Here is a 13517-nt window from a genome sequence, read left to right on the forward strand (position 1 = left end):
TTAGGTATAGTCGGTCGGAACGATTAACGGCTGAAGGATTCCACTTTCTCAAACGCGGCGCGCAGAACCTCAGGGGTGAGCGCGACCGGCAAATAGTGGATAGATTCCACCGGGCGCAGCGTATGGGCAATGACCTTGTCCAGCTCGTCGCGGTTGTTGATATCCACCTCCAGTTCGCGAAGCGTGGTGGGCAGGGTAAAGCGCTGATAGGCCGCCACCAGCTCGGCCAGCACGTCATCCTGGCCGAGCAGCGCACTTTGCACCAGGATGCCGTAGGCCACTTTGGTACCGTGCAGGTATTTTTCCGTTTGCGGCAAAACGGTTAAACCGTTGTGCACCGCATGCGCGGCCGCCACGCGGGTATAGCGCTCGCCCAGACCGCCCACCATTCCGCCCCCGGCAATAATGGCATCCACAACGTCCCTGAACGCCTGCGTCGCTTCGCCACGCTGCTGGTCGGCCAGCGCCTCTTCGCTACGGGAAAGCAGCACGTCGCGGATCGCCAGCGCGCCGTTGATCCCCAGACGTACGGTCAGGGGCAGGTTTTCAGGTTGAGGGGCCAGGACCACCGCTTCATACCACTTCGCCAGCGTATCGCCGATGCCTGCCAGCAGGTACTCCGCTGGAGCTTTGAGGATAATGTGCGGTTCCACCAGCACCAGGAAGTTAGCATCGTCGAACACCTCAAACTGCAGCGCCTGACCGGCATCGTTATACCAGACGGAGAGCGGCGTCCAGGCGGCGCAGGTGGCGGCGATGGTGGGAATAGCCACCACCGGCACGCCGAGACGGCGCGCCACCGCTTTGGCGGTATCAAGCAGTGCGCCACCGCCGACACCAATCACCACGCTGGCGTTATTGCCAGACGCCGTCACCAGATCGGTGACGTCACGTTCGCTGCAGTGCCCTTTAAAGCGCAGATGTTTTGCCCCCGGCGCGTGAAAGCTTTCCGGCAGGAAAGGGCGCGCGCCTTCAATGGCGCGTTCGCCATAAATCCACACCGCGCGGGAGAGCTGTTCCGGCGTAAAGAATTCATTCAGGTGCGCAAGGCTTCCCGGATGCGAGAAATAGTTCGCCGGGCCTGGCACGACGCGGATATCGGTGTTGCTCATGTGTTGTCCTTTTTTTAGCAAGCGCTAACCCGATGTTATGTCTGGACATCCGGATGGCTAATAATATTTCGCTTTATCTTATGCCTTTTCCGTCGTTGTCAGTCAACCGGAGCTGTGAAAAATTCGATAAATCACAATATGAAAGAAGGATTTAACGCGGATGGTTTCCAGTCGCCTTGAGATGCGCGGTATCAGCCTGGCCTTTTCCGGCTTTCAGGCGTTGTCGCGCGTGGATTTGACGTTAATGGGCGGCTCCGTGCATGCGCTGACCGGCGCAAACGGCGCGGGGAAATCGACGCTGATGGCGGTGCTGTGCGGCACTTACGATCGCTACGAAGGTGAGATCTGCATTAATAACCAGCCGGTGACGATCCGCGAGCCGCTTGATGCCAAACGGCTGGGTATCCACCTGGTGCAGCAGGAAGTGGACGTCGCGCTGATACCAGGGCTGAGCATTGCCGAAAACATCATGCTCGATCAGCTCGCACAGCCGGGGCATCGCTATCGCTGGCGCGCAATCCGCCAGCAGGCGAAACAGGCGCTGGCGCAGCTGGGTATCGCTCTGGATGTGCGACGCATCGTCGACACCTGCACGCTGGCAGAAAAGCAGCAGATTTTGCTGGCGCGGGCGCTCTCACACCACTGCCGTTTTCTGATTCTGGATGAACCGACCGCGCCGCTGGATAGCCATGAAAGCGAACGGCTTTTCGCCGTAGTGAGACGTCTGCAAAAGCAGGGGATTGGCGTAGTGTTTATCTCTCACCGTATTCACGAACTGAACGCTATTTGCGACACCTTAACCGTGCTGCGCGACGGCAAGCTGATTGAATCCGGCCCGATGGCGAACCTCCGCGGTGACGCAATCGTTGAGAAGATGCTTGGCCATGAGCTTAACGATATCTATCCGCCGGCCCGTCCTGCGCACAGTGACGAGACATTACTGCGCGTGGAAGGGCTGCACGATGACGCGCTGTTGAAAGATATCTCCCTGCACCTGCGAAAAGGCGAAATTCTGGGCATTGCCGGGCTGGCGGGAGCGGGCAAAACGGAACTCTGCAAGGCGCTGTTTGGGGCCAGCAAAAGCCGTGTAGCGCGCGGTGAGCTAAATCATCAGCCCTGGCAGCCGCGCGATCCGGCGGATTCGGTATTGCGCGGTCTGGCGCTGGTACCGGAGGAACGGCGCAAAGAGGGCATTTTTATTGATGAACCGGTGAGCATGAACCTGGCGGTCACCGCGGATAACAGCTTCTCGCGCTGGAGCCTGTTCGGCCACCGTCAGGCGTGGCGCTGGGCGGAAGAGGTGATTGCCCGCGTCGGCGTGCGTGCGCGTGGGCCGGGGCAGGTGCTGCGTCGTCTGTCGGGGGGCAACCAGCAGAAGATTGCCATCGGCAAGTGGCTGCGCAACGACGCCAGCGTGTTGATTTTCGATGAGCCGACCAAAGGCGTCGATGTCAAAGCGAAAACCGATCTGTTCCAGTTAATTGACGGCCTGGCGCGCGAGGGCAAAGGGGTGATTTACGCCTCCGGTGAGTTCGCTGAACTGGTGGGGCTGTGCGATCGCATTTGCGTGCTGTGGGACGGACGTATCGTGGCGGAAATCGCCGGGGCTGAGGCCCACGAAGAGACACTACTTTATTATTCAACCGGAGGAACGGCGTCGTGAGCAAGGCCCTTTCAGTGACGGCGGCGGCGTCTGGCCGTCAGCAAATTTTTGATTTTCTCTACAAGTGGGGCATGTTGCTGACCGTGGTGGCGCTGGTAGCCATCTTTGGCCTGGCGTCGGACAACTTCCTCGATCCGAACAACATTATCAATATCCTGCGCTCCATTGCCATCGTGACGGTGATTGCTATCGGGGTGTCAATTTCGCTGACCATCGGCGGGTTTGACCTGTCGGTTGGTTCAACGGCATCGCTGGCTAACGCGCTGGTGGTGTCACTGTTCGTCTGGTACGGCTTCGGCACCACCGAATCGATACTGATTACCCTGGCGCTCTGTACCCTGGTTGGCCTGTTTAACGCGTTTCTGATTGTCATCCTGCGGATCCCGGACATGCTTGCCACGCTTGCCAGCCTGTTTGTTATCCAGGGCGTGGCGATGACCTACAGCTACGGCGGGTCAATTACCGAAAACATGGTGCTGCCGAGCGGCGACATGGCTGAGGGGACCATTCCGGCGGCGTTCAGCCTGCTGGGACAGGTGCCGACTATCGTGATCATCATGCTGGTGGTGACGATCCTCGCACAGCTGGGGCTGTCACTGACCACCCATGGACGACGCATGTATGCCATCGGCGGTAATCCGGAGGCGGCACGTCTCTCCGGTATTCGCACCACGCGCTACAAGGTGGCGGCCTACGTGATTGCCTCTCTGCTCGCCGGACTAGGCGGCATTTTACTGGCCTCGCGGATTGGCTCGTCACAGGTGAATGCGGGCGGCGGCTATCTGATGGATGCGGTTGCGGCGGCGTGGATTGGCTTCTCGCTCGCCGGGTCCGGAAAACCGAACGCGCTGGGTACGCTCGTCGGGGCAGTCATTCTTGGCGTGCTGTCGAACGGTCTGGTGATGCTTTCCGTACCCTATTATGCGATGGACATTATAAAAGGGCTGGTGCTCGCCGTGGCGCTGGCGATTACCTACATACAAAAACGCTAACGATTGATCACAACACAACGGGAAAACAGAATGAAAAAAATCACCCTCTCTCTGGTGGCATTAGGGTTACTGACGTCGCTGCCAGGCCTTGCGGCAACCCCCGCACCGCTTCCGCCCGCCATTGCAAATCATGACGGCCCCATCCGCATTGCGGTGATCCGTAACCTCGGCTCTGACGACAACACCACGCAGTTTGTCGCCGGTGCCATTCAGGAAGGCAAAAAGCTCGGCTTTAAGGTCAGCACCTTTTTGAGCAATGGCGACGACGCCAAATTCCAGGACTTCGTCAATCAGGCGATCAGTCAGAAATATGACGGGATTATCCTCTCTCAGGGGCGCGACCCCTATGCGACCGCGCTCGTGAAAAAAGCCGTCGATGCCGGCATTAAAGTGTCGGTGTTTGATACCGCCGTTCAGGGCGACATTCCCGGGGTGACCGTGACCCAGCAGGATGATGCTTCTCTGACCCATCTCTCCTTCGGCCAGCTGGCGAAAGATTTCAACGGCAAAGCCAACATCGTGAAGCTGTGGGTTGCCGGTTTCCCGCCGATGGAACGTCGTCAGGCAGCCTATAAAGCGCTGCAGAAGCAGTATCCGGACATTAAAGAGCTGGAGTCTATCGGTGCCGTTTCGTCTGACGTGCAGGGAGATACCGCGAATAAAGTGGGCGCTATTCTGGCGAAATACCCGAAAGGCAAAATTGACGCCATCTGGGGAACCTGGGATGCCTTCAGCCAGGGGGCCTACAAAGCCCTGAAAGAGAATGGCCGCACCGAAATCAAACTCTACAGCATCGATATCTCAAACCAGGATCTTCAGCTGATGCGCGAGCCAGGCAGCCCATGGAAAGTGAGCGTGGCGGTGGATCCGAAGCTGATTGGTGCAACCAACGTACGTCTGATTGCCAACAAGATTGCCGGTGAAACCACACCCGCCACGTATGATTTCAAAGCGGCGGCGATCCCGCAGGCGCTGCTGACCGCCCAGCCAGGCGCGGTGAACGTGGCGTCGCTGGGGAAAATCATTCCAGGCTGGGGTCAGACCGAAGATTTTATCGCCCCGTGGTTTGCGACGCTTGAAGCGAAACATCAATGAGTGTGCTTCCCACGCCTGAATACAGCCGCAATATGCGGCTGATTGGCCATAGCGACCAGGGCGGTCGCCCGGACGGCGTGCAGCTGATGGTGCATCGCGGTTTCGCGTACATCGGGCATATGGTCTCGCAGGGCTTTTCCATTGTGGACGTGCGCGACCCGAAACATCCCAAACCGGCAGGCTATATGCCCGCGCCACCCGGCACCTGGAACGTTCATCTTCAGGCGCACGACGATCTCCTGCTGGTCATTAACGCGCGAGACTTGTTCGCGGATGCCCGTTTCGCTGACGAAAAGGTCTACTACACCCGTCAGGTAGGGGAAACCGTACGCGACGTGCAGGACAAGGGCTGGAGCGCCGGGTTGCGGGTGTTTGATATCTCCACCCCTGACAAACCGCGTGAGATCGGTTTTTTATCCCTGAGCGGCATCGGCATTCACCGTATCTGGTACGTCGGTGGGCGCTGGGCGTATGTTTCGGCGCTGATCGATGGCTTTACCGACTATATTTTCCTGACGATCGATCTGGCCGACCCGAAAAAGCCTGAGGTGGCCGGGCGCTGGTGGCTGCCGGGGATGAACCAGGCCGACGATGAGCAACCCAATTGGCCGGAAGGCAAACGCTACGCGTTGCACCACGCGATTATCGCCGGGGATACCGCTTACGGGAGCTGGCGCGACGGGGGACTGACGCTGCTGGACGTGAAGGATCGCACGCAGCCGAAGCTGATTAGCCATCGCAACTGGAGCCCGCCGTTTGGAGGTGGCACGCACACCGCGCTGCCATTGCCGGATCGTGACCTGCTGGTGGTGCTGGATGAAGCGGTACTGGATAACCAGGAGGACGGTGAGAAGTTCATCTGGCTGTTTGATATTCGCGAGCCGTCGAACCCGGTAAGTATTTCCACATTCCCGCAGCCGCAGGAGCGGGATTATGTGGCGAAAGGGGCGCATTTTGGTCCACACAACCTGCACGAGAACCGGCCGGGGAGCTTTGTCAGCTCTACGCTGATTTTTGCGACCTGGCAGAATGCGGGCGTGCGCGCGTTTGATATTTCCAATCCTTACCGTCCGGTTGAAACCGGTGCGCTGGTGCCGGCGGCGCCTGAGAGGATGATGGATACGCGGCCGAATCGACCGCAGGTGATCCAGTCATGCGATGTGTTTGTCGATGCGCAGGGCATTATCTACAGCACGGATTATAACGGTGGATTGTCGGTGATTGAGTATCTGGGGTAACGGCGCGCTGGTGTTTTTCTGACGGCCCTCTTCATCGGGAGAGGGCCGAGGCGTTTAACTGTACTGACGCACCCGCGCCACCAGATCTTCGGCGGTGTCGATACGGTCGGCAATCACAATCAGCGCCTTGCCAAGCGTAATCGCGTGGCGCAGGCATTCGTGGCGCATTGCTTCATCCTGAATGGTCTCGATATCCGCCACGTGCGACAGACCGACACTGCGGCGAATCAGCTCCGTGCCGCAGAATCCGATCGCGTCTTTCCATACCTTTTTCAGGAATTCAGAGGCGTAGCCCGGAGCAACAAGTGCCGCATCGCGCGTTTTCTCACTGGCCAGGATCTGGAAGCGCTCCGCGAAGGTGTTCCACAGCGTCTGAATGTCGGTCAGACGCTGTTCACGGGCCGCGGCGGCATCGCGAATACCGAGATGCCCCGGCAGGCCGCAGAAATTGAGCAGCAGGTTGCCGATGGCGGTGCCGACGTCAAAACCGATGGGGCCGAAGTAGCCGAACTCTGCGTCGATGGCTTTCAGACTGCCGTCTGCCACGAAAATCGAGCCGCTGTGAATATCGCCATGCAGCAGGGCTTCAGCGTGTGAGAAGAAGCGGTGCTTCAGCGAGGCCACGGCAATTTTTAACTGAGCGTCATCGCGCAGGGCGGCAACGTCTTTTTCCAGTTCAGCAGGGTAGTTGTTACGTTCGTGGACCTGGTACGGATCGTTGAAGAACAGATCTTCGGTGATCTCGCACATCTCCGGATTAAGGAATTTAGCGACCTGCGCTTTCTTGTCATGCGGGTGCAGGTAAAAGTCGCTGGTATGGAACAGCGTGTGCGCGAGGTATTCACCCAGCTGACGCGCCGCCTGCGGGTAGTAGGTATTTTTGATCAGCTCCCCGCGCCAGATGGCATGGCTGGAGAGATCTTCCATCACCATCACCGCCAGTTCAGGGTCGAAGTGGTGGATTTTCACCGTGTGCTGCGGGCTGTGCTGGTAGTGTTCGACCAGCGTTTGCGCCTCCAGGCGGGCGCGATCCAGGGTCAGTGGCCAGGATTCGCCGACGCAGCGCACATACGGCAGCGCCTGCTTAACAACGATGCGGCTCACGCCCTCGGTATCGAAAATTTTGAACACCAGATTGAGGTTACCGTCGCCCACTTCCTGCGCCTCCACCAGCGATGAGGGGTCATCAAGGCCGCCGAACTGCTTTGCATACTCCACGGCATCCTGTGCGGTAAAGGTACGGTATTGCGACATTGCCTGTTCCTCACTGGTTTAGCTAATAAAGACATTTAGACGTCTATACATCTGGATTTCATCCTGACACAATGTGCTACAACAACGCAACAGGGAATTAACGACATGCAGACATTACAGACGACCAGCCTGCGAGTGGCGGAGAATCAGTTATTTATTCTCGATCAGCAGGCGCTTCCTCAGGAGAAACGCTGGCTTGACGCCTCGACGGTAGAGGCGTTGGTCGGCCATATTCACGCCCTGCGCGTACGCGGGGCACCGCTGATTGGTCTCTCTGCAAGCCTGCTGCTGGCCCTTCTGGCGGAAAATGGCAAAAGCCGTGATGAACTGGCTGTGGCGCTGGAGACCCTGCGGGCATCCCGCCCGACGGCGGTGAACCTGATGAACAACCTCGACCGCATGAAGCTGGCTCTCTGGCAGGAGGATTTTGTGCCTGCGCTGGTGGCGGAAGCGCTGCGTCTGATTGATGAAGACAAGCAGCTGTGCGAGGCCATCGCGAACGCCGGCAGTACGCTGGTGAAACCCGGCAGTCGTCTGCTGACCCACTGCAATACCGGCGGGCTGGCGACGGCAGGGGTTGGCACCGCGCTCGGCGTGATTGCCCGCGCGCATCAGGAAGGACGCGTCAGCTCTGTCTGGGTGGATGAAACCCGCCCCCTGTTGCAGGGTGGAAGACTGACCGCATGGGAACTCGGCGAACTGGGCGTGCCGTACCAGCTGATCGCCGATTCCATGGCCGCCAGCCTGATGGCAAAAGGGCTGGTTGACGCGGTGTGGGTGGGCGCAGACCGTATTGCGGCCAACGGCGACGTGGCGAATAAAATTGGCACCTATTCTCTGGCGGTTCTGGCAACGTTCCACGGTATTCCGTTCTATGTCGCCGCCCCGCATACCACGCTTGACCCGGCGTGCCCGAACGGTGAGGCAATCCCCATTGAACAACGTGCGGCCAGTGAAGTGACGGGCGTGGCCGGGAGCTTTGGCGCGGTGCAGTGGGCTCCTGAAAACGCGCAGGTCTACAACCCGGCCTTTGACGTCACGCCAGCGGCATTGATAAGCGGTTGGGTGCTGGATACGGGCATCGTCACGCCGGAAGAGGTGGCAAAAGGGAAATTCGCCTGAGGACGACTATCCTTTAAGGGGTTCCCTTTAGGAGGACAGTCACGTGACGCTTGATCCTGATACAGACTTAAAACTGGAACGCGTGGTGGATGCCCCGCGCGATCTGCTGTGGCTCTGCTGGACGACACCCGAGCACATCAAAAACTTCTTCATTCCGGTTCCGCACAAAGTGACCGAGTGTGATCTTGACCTGCGCGTTGGCGGGCGATTTAACACGGTGTTTGAGGTAGACGGGCAACGGATGGATAACCGGGGGGTGTTTCTCGAAATCGATCCCGGCAGGAAGCTGGTCTTTACCGACGGTTATACGGAAGGCTGGAAGCCCGCCGAAAAGCCGTTTATGACGGCCATTCTATTGCTGGATGATGTGGGGGAGGGCAAAACGCGTTATACCGCCATTGCTCGCCACCCAACGGCGGAAATCCGCGAGCAGCATGAACAGATGGGCTTCCACGAAGGGTGGGGCATTGTGCTGGACCAGCTGGTGGCGTATACGAAGGGATTGAAACACTGACGTTTTTTCGCCCCCTCTCCCTGGAGGGAGAGGGGAAAAATCATGCCAGACGCGGATACGCATCCGCAATCGCATCGCCAGTGAACTGCGCAATCCACCCCTCGGGGTTATCAAAAATACGAATGGCGGTAAAGTTCGGCTCTGAGCCCATATCAAACCAGTGCGGCGTTCCGGCGGGCACGGAAATCAGGTCGTTTTTCTCACACAATACCTGACACACCTCGTCGCCAATGTGCAGGCAAAACAGCCCCGCACCCTCAACAAAGAAACGCACTTCATCTTCCCCGTGGGTATGCTCGTTCAGGAACTTTGCGCGCAGCGCCTCTTTTTGAGGGTTGTCGGCACGCAGGCTGATGACATCCCAGCTCTGATAACCTTTCTCTGCCACTAACGTGTCGATCGCATGCTGATAAGCCGCGATAACCGCATCGGGGGCAGGATCGCGGCCTAAGTCGCGGTCTGCGGCCCAGCGTTCAAAACGAACCCCTCTGGCGTTGAGCTGTTGGGCGATGTCGGCAGCGTCGGTGCTGTGCCAGCGAGGTTGACTGGGGTCTTTATCGGAATAAACGGTCAATGCGCTCATGAAGGGATCTGCTCCGGGTTAATCTCGTCGAACTGGTGTACCTGATGGTGATGGCTTGCACCGTCATCATCGCCGCGAATCAGCTGCAGGGTGCGAAAACCTGCCTGCTCAGCGGCGTCCAGCTCCTGATGTATATCCGACAGGAACAGGATCTGCGACGGGGGGATACCCGTTTGTGCCGCAATGTTCTGGTAAGACTGGACGTCGCGCTTGGCACCGATGTGGGTATCAAAATAGCCGCTGAACAGATGAGTAATATCACCTTCGTCGCTGTAGCCAAATAACAGTTTCTGCGCCGCGACGGAGCCTGAGGAATAAACATAGAGATCAATACCCTGCGCTTTCCATTTTTCCAGCGCAGGCAGTACGTCCGGGTAGAGGTGGCCGGTAAAATCGCCGTTAACGTAGCCGTCGTGCCAGATGATCCCCTGTAGCGCCTTCAACGCGGTTGACTTGCGGTCTTCATCCATAAACGTAAAAAGTGTGTCGATAAGGTCGCTTACGCTGGCGTGCGGGTGGTTAATTTCATCACGCAGGTTGTCCAGAATCGATTTGACCGGCTCGGCGTACTGCTGCGCGGACACAAAGGCCGCCAGACGCTCACGCGCGTAGGGGAACAAAACATCATGGACAAAACGGATATCGCTGGTGGTCCCTTCAATATCCGTCACAATCGCGCGAATCATACTCTCTCCCAGTGTCGTAAACGCATTTCGCATTCAAATAAGAATTCCAGTCCTTCCAGATGACGGCGGGCCTCGGCCACATCGCGTCCCCAGCAGGTTAAGCCATGACCGCGCAGAAGAAAACCATAATTAAACGGGTGCGCCTGAGCGTATTCGGCAATGCGCACGGCGAGTGCGTCGATATCCTGGTCGTTATCAAACACCGGGATGGCGACCGTATCCAGATGCGTGCTCTGCCCGGAGAGGGATTTTTGCATCTCAAAGCCGGTGATCTTCAGCTCAGGCTCTTTGACCAGCCGCGACAAGACCGTGGCATTGACGGTATGGACGTGCAGAACCGCGTTGGCTTCGGGAAACAGACGATAGATGAGCGTGTGAAGCCCGGTTTCAGCCGACGGCGTGCGGCCAGACGGTGCACGGTTGGTCGCAATCTCCACCTGCAGAAAATCGTCGGTGGTCAGGCTGCCTTTATCTTTACCGGATTCACTGAGCCAGCACAGATGTGCATCCTGACGCACGGACATGTTACCTCCGGTCGCGGGAGCCCAGCCTTTGGCGCCGATCCAGCGGCAGGCGTCGACCAGGTGTGTGAGTTGCAGGTTGTCGGTCATCTTCCTTTTTCCCTCTCGGTCAGGAATATTCATATTGTTTAGACGTCTAAGCGTCTTGATTGCCAAAGACTAACATCGTGTTATAGTGTCAGCAACATAAGTATTACATGCAGGCACAACACAATGAGCAATAACGCATTGATTCCTCAGAGTAAACTTCCCAGTCTTGGTACCACCATCTTTACGCAAATGAGCGCACTGGCCCAGCAGCACAACGCCATTAATCTCTCGCAAGGGTTCCCTGATTTTGATGGCCCGCGTTATTTGCAGGAACGTCTGGCGTACCACGTTGCGCAGGGGGCGAACCAGTATGCACCGATGACGGGTGTGCAGGCACTGCGGGACGCCATAGCAGACAAAACGGCTGAGCTGTATGGCTATAAGCCAGACGCTACCAGCGACATCACGGTGACGGCAGGGGCGACCGAAGCGTTGTATGCCGCAATTACCGCGCTGGTGCGCACGGGTGATGAGGTGATCTGCTTTGACCCGAGTTATGACAGCTACGCGCCGGCGGTTGAACTCTCCGGCGGCGTGGTGAAACGTATCGCGCTACAGCCACCGCATTTCCGTCCGGACTGGCAGGCGTTTGCTGCCTTGCTGAGCGACAAAACCCGTCTGGTTATTATCAATACTCCGCACAACCCGTCGGCGACCGCATGGCAGAAAGCCGATTTCGCAAAACTTTGGCAGGCGATTGCCGGGCGTGAAATTTACGTGCTGAGCGATGAAGTGTATGAGCACATCTGTTTTGCGCAGGAAGGGCATGCCAGCGTGCTGGCCCATCCGCAGCTTCGCGAGCGTGCCGTGGCGGTATCGTCATTTGGTAAAACCTATCACATGACCGGCTGGAAGGTGGGGTACTGCGTGGCTCCCGCGGCCATCAGCGCTGAGCTGCGTAAAGTACATCAGTACCTGACGTTTGCCGTAAATACGCCGGCCCAGCTGGCCCTGGCTGATATGCTGCGTGCCGAACCGGAGCACTACCGCGACCTGCCGGCATTCTACCGTCAGCGTCGGGATCTGTTTGTGAATGCGCTAAGCCAGAGCCGTCTGGAGATTTTACCCTGCGAAGGGACCTACTTCCTGCTGGCGGACTACAGCGCGATTTCGGATCGGGATGACGTGAGTTTTTGCCAGTGGCTGACAAAAGAAGTGGGCGTTGCTGCCATTCCGCTGTCCGTATTTTGCGACGACCCGTTCCCGCATAAGCTGATCCGGCTCTGTTTTGCGAAACAGGAATCGACGCTTCTCGCGGCGGCGGAGCGGCTGAATACACTCTGAGCGTGTCATCCCTCTCACGTTAGAATAACGGCGGTCTGCGCATAATAAGTGAGAGTAATATCAGTCAAAATAACGCGAAAGCGCGTTATAAAATATAAGTCAGAATTATGTATTAACAGAGAAAACGGGCTGTGAGCGACACAGCCCGTCGCTGTTATTTTTCTGTTACTTCGTTAATGAATTTCGCGAATGCCGTACTGTTTAATGCCGAGCGGTTATAAATCATAAAAATGTCAAGCGAGGGAAGGGTGAACGGTGCAGTGATTTTTTTGAGTCTTAGCACTTCACTGTATTTATCAAATAAAATTTCGGGTACGTAACCAATTAAATGAGAGGCACTTATCATCGAAATAATAGTAAATACAGAGTCACAGCGAAAACCGATTGTCTTTTCCGCATGCACTTTTTCTGCCATCGATTGATAGGTTTTAACGCCCGGCTCATCACTGAGGAATATCGTAAACTTCTCTTCCTGAAGCTCTTCCATGGTGGCCACCTCTTTCATCCGCGGATGATCCTGGCTGCAGACCAGCAGGACGGAATAGGATGCATATGGCACACAAATCATTGAACGGTTACTAACCGGGGCCATTGAGAAAATTAAGTCTGCTTTACGGTATGCCAGCAGATCCTCTGCGGAGTCAGCAGAGAGCAGCATGTCATGCAGTTCAATCTCGTAATTGTGCTCTCGCATCAATAATTTAAGCGGGCCCAGCAGGTTTTCTGTGGTCAGGATTTGCGGGCTGTACACCACAAAATTCTTTTTTAGCGTTGAGCCATGCATGATGTTAATCGTCTGCTCAAGCTGGTTGAGGTTTTGCTCAAGATGATGGTGCAGATTCACGCCTACCGTGGTGGGCGTAATCCCTTTCCCGGAACGAATGAACAGGGGATCGTTGAGCTGATTACGCAACCTTTGCAGCGACTGGCTGACCGCCGAGGGCGTAATATAGAGCGTTTCTGCTGCCTTGCTGATGCTTAAGTGCTGATAAATACACTCGAAAATTACCAGCAGATTAAGATCAAATTTTTTTAGATCGTAGAGATTAGCCATGTTTCATCCTGAGTGGACTGCGTTGCGTTAACACATCACTGATAACTATAGAAGGAAGTTAATCATTTACCATCCATGCAATTAACTTACTTAATTAGAGTTGTATGTTGACTTAATATATCACGATGGCAGATTTATAAAATAGAGCTTCAATGAATATTAAGATATTTTTATCTCTAAAACTGCGAGGGTGTTTGCATTAAAATAGTCTCAATTATATATAGACAAATAATTATCATTCATTTTTATTAATCCTCGCCGGCGCGTCTTACGTTCTGCGCGATAAACCGTGTTCGATGAAACCTATCA

13 protein-coding genes are annotated in these 13517 nt (G+C 56.4%); 7 read left to right on the forward strand and 6 right to left on the reverse strand.

The window, feature by feature from the left end:
- Positions 1–23: 23 nt before the first annotated feature.
- A complete protein-coding gene (locus ACN9MQ_RS05880) occupies positions 24–1112 on the reverse strand; it encodes an oxidoreductase (protein WP_426021316.1) in 1089 nt (362 codons plus the stop codon).
- A 160-nt stretch (positions 1113–1272) separates the two neighbouring features.
- Here ACN9MQ_RS05880 and ACN9MQ_RS05885 point away from each other — a divergent pair, with 160 nt between their 5' ends.
- Genes ACN9MQ_RS05885 through ACN9MQ_RS05900 form a run of 4 tightly spaced genes read left to right on the forward strand, consistent with a single transcriptional unit; the run spans position 1273 to position 6100 of the window.
- The gene (locus ACN9MQ_RS05885) at positions 1273–2775 is read left to right on the forward strand and encodes a sugar ABC transporter ATP-binding protein (protein WP_426021315.1); all 1503 of its coding nucleotides are present in this window, start codon (positions 1273–1275) and stop codon (positions 2773–2775) included.
- Positions 2772–3767, forward strand: a complete 996-nt coding sequence (locus tag ACN9MQ_RS05890; protein ID WP_025204689.1) for an ABC transporter permease — start codon at positions 2772–2774, stop codon at positions 3765–3767. Before ACN9MQ_RS05885 ends, ACN9MQ_RS05890 begins: the two co-directional genes overlap by 4 nt.
- Before the next feature lie 30 nt (positions 3768–3797).
- Positions 3798–4862: a sugar ABC transporter substrate-binding protein gene (locus ACN9MQ_RS05895; protein WP_020885017.1), complete on the forward strand. Its 1065-nt coding sequence runs from the start codon at positions 3798–3800 to the stop codon at positions 4860–4862.
- A complete protein-coding gene (locus ACN9MQ_RS05900; protein WP_426021313.1) occupies positions 4859–6100 on the forward strand; it encodes an LVIVD repeat-containing protein in 1242 nt (413 codons plus the stop codon). Before ACN9MQ_RS05895 ends, ACN9MQ_RS05900 begins: the two co-directional genes overlap by 4 nt.
- A gap of 54 nt (positions 6101–6154) precedes the next feature.
- Here ACN9MQ_RS05900 and mtnK read toward each other — a convergent pair whose 3' ends face one another.
- Entirely contained in the window at positions 6155–7354 is a 1200-nt protein-coding gene (gene mtnK / locus ACN9MQ_RS05905; protein ID WP_426021312.1) for an S-methyl-5-thioribose kinase, read from the reverse strand.
- A gap of 105 nt (positions 7355–7459) precedes the next feature.
- On the opposite strand from mtnK, the gene mtnA reads away from it, so the two are divergent.
- Positions 7460–8476, forward strand: a complete 1017-nt coding sequence (gene mtnA, locus ACN9MQ_RS05910) for an S-methyl-5-thioribose-1-phosphate isomerase (RefSeq protein ID WP_025204686.1) — start codon at positions 7460–7462, stop codon at positions 8474–8476.
- Between the two features lie 43 nt (positions 8477–8519).
- On the forward strand, positions 8520–8990 hold the full coding sequence (locus tag ACN9MQ_RS05915; RefSeq protein ID WP_014169088.1) for an SRPBCC family protein: 471 nt from the start codon (positions 8520–8522) through the stop codon (positions 8988–8990).
- Between the two features lie 40 nt (positions 8991–9030).
- On the opposite strand, the gene ACN9MQ_RS05920 is transcribed toward ACN9MQ_RS05915, so the two are convergent.
- Genes ACN9MQ_RS05920 through ACN9MQ_RS05930 form a run of 3 tightly spaced genes read right to left on the reverse strand, consistent with a single transcriptional unit; the run spans position 9031 to position 10870 of the window.
- Entirely contained in the window at positions 9031–9573 is a 543-nt protein-coding gene (locus ACN9MQ_RS05920) for a 1,2-dihydroxy-3-keto-5-methylthiopentene dioxygenase (RefSeq protein WP_426021311.1), read from the reverse strand.
- Positions 9570–10259: an acireductone synthase gene (mtnC, locus tag ACN9MQ_RS05925; RefSeq protein WP_032681431.1), complete on the reverse strand. Its 690-nt coding sequence runs from the start codon at positions 10257–10259 to the stop codon at positions 9570–9572. Before mtnC ends, ACN9MQ_RS05920 begins: the two co-directional genes overlap by 4 nt.
- Positions 10256–10870, reverse strand: a complete 615-nt coding sequence (locus ACN9MQ_RS05930; protein ID WP_020885012.1) for a methylthioribulose 1-phosphate dehydratase — start codon at positions 10868–10870, stop codon at positions 10256–10258. The genes mtnC and ACN9MQ_RS05930 overlap by 4 nt, the downstream gene beginning before the upstream one ends.
- A gap of 123 nt (positions 10871–10993) precedes the next feature.
- On the opposite strand from ACN9MQ_RS05930, the gene ACN9MQ_RS05935 reads away from it, so the two are divergent.
- Positions 10994–12154 (forward strand): pyridoxal phosphate-dependent aminotransferase, encoded by a 1161-nt coding sequence (locus ACN9MQ_RS05935; RefSeq protein WP_068795111.1) that lies wholly within the window; start codon positions 10994–10996, stop codon positions 12152–12154.
- Positions 12155–12308: 154 nt separating this feature from the next.
- On the opposite strand, the gene citR is transcribed toward ACN9MQ_RS05935, so the two are convergent.
- On the reverse strand, positions 12309–13208 hold the full coding sequence (gene citR, locus ACN9MQ_RS05940; protein WP_032677673.1) for a DNA-binding transcriptional repressor CitR: 900 nt from the start codon (positions 13206–13208) through the stop codon (positions 12309–12311).
- Between the last annotated feature and the right edge of the window lie 309 nt (positions 13209–13517).

Origin of the sequence: Enterobacter sp. R-25 (genome assembly GCF_049913205.1) — a bacterium.
GTDB lineage: Bacteria > Pseudomonadota > Gammaproteobacteria > Enterobacterales > Enterobacteriaceae > Enterobacter > Enterobacter ludwigii.

Excerpts from the sequence above, each read along its gene's own strand:
- ACN9MQ_RS05935 (WP_068795111.1), top strand. The coding sequence starts at position 10,994 with ATGAGCAATAACGCATTGATTCCTCAGAGTAAACTTCCCAGTCTTGGT.
- mtnA (WP_025204686.1), top strand. The coding sequence starts at position 7,460 with ATGCAGACATTACAGACGACCAGCCTGCGAGTGGCGGAGAATCAGTTA.
- ACN9MQ_RS05885 (WP_426021315.1), top strand. The coding sequence starts at position 1,273 with ATGGTTTCCAGTCGCCTTGAGATGCGCGGTATCAGCCTGGCCTTTTCC.
- ACN9MQ_RS05880 (WP_426021316.1), bottom strand. The coding sequence starts at position 1,112 with ATGAGCAACACCGATATCCGCGTCGTGCCAGGCCCGGCGAACTATTTC.
- ACN9MQ_RS05895 (WP_020885017.1), top strand. The coding sequence starts at position 3,798 with ATGAAAAAAATCACCCTCTCTCTGGTGGCATTAGGGTTACTGACGTCG.
- ACN9MQ_RS05900 (WP_426021313.1), top strand. The coding sequence starts at position 4,859 with ATGAGTGTGCTTCCCACGCCTGAATACAGCCGCAATATGCGGCTGATT.
- citR (WP_032677673.1), bottom strand. The coding sequence starts at position 13,208 with ATGGCTAATCTCTACGATCTAAAAAAATTTGATCTTAATCTGCTGGTA.
- ACN9MQ_RS05920 (WP_426021311.1), bottom strand. The coding sequence starts at position 9,573 with ATGAGCGCATTGACCGTTTATTCCGATAAAGACCCCAGTCAACCTCGC.
- mtnC (WP_032681431.1), bottom strand. The coding sequence starts at position 10,259 with ATGATTCGCGCGATTGTGACGGATATTGAAGGGACCACCAGCGATATC.
- mtnK (WP_426021312.1), bottom strand. The coding sequence starts at position 7,354 with ATGTCGCAATACCGTACCTTTACCGCACAGGATGCCGTGGAGTATGCA.
- ACN9MQ_RS05930 (WP_020885012.1), bottom strand. The coding sequence starts at position 10,870 with ATGACCGACAACCTGCAACTCACACACCTGGTCGACGCCTGCCGCTGG.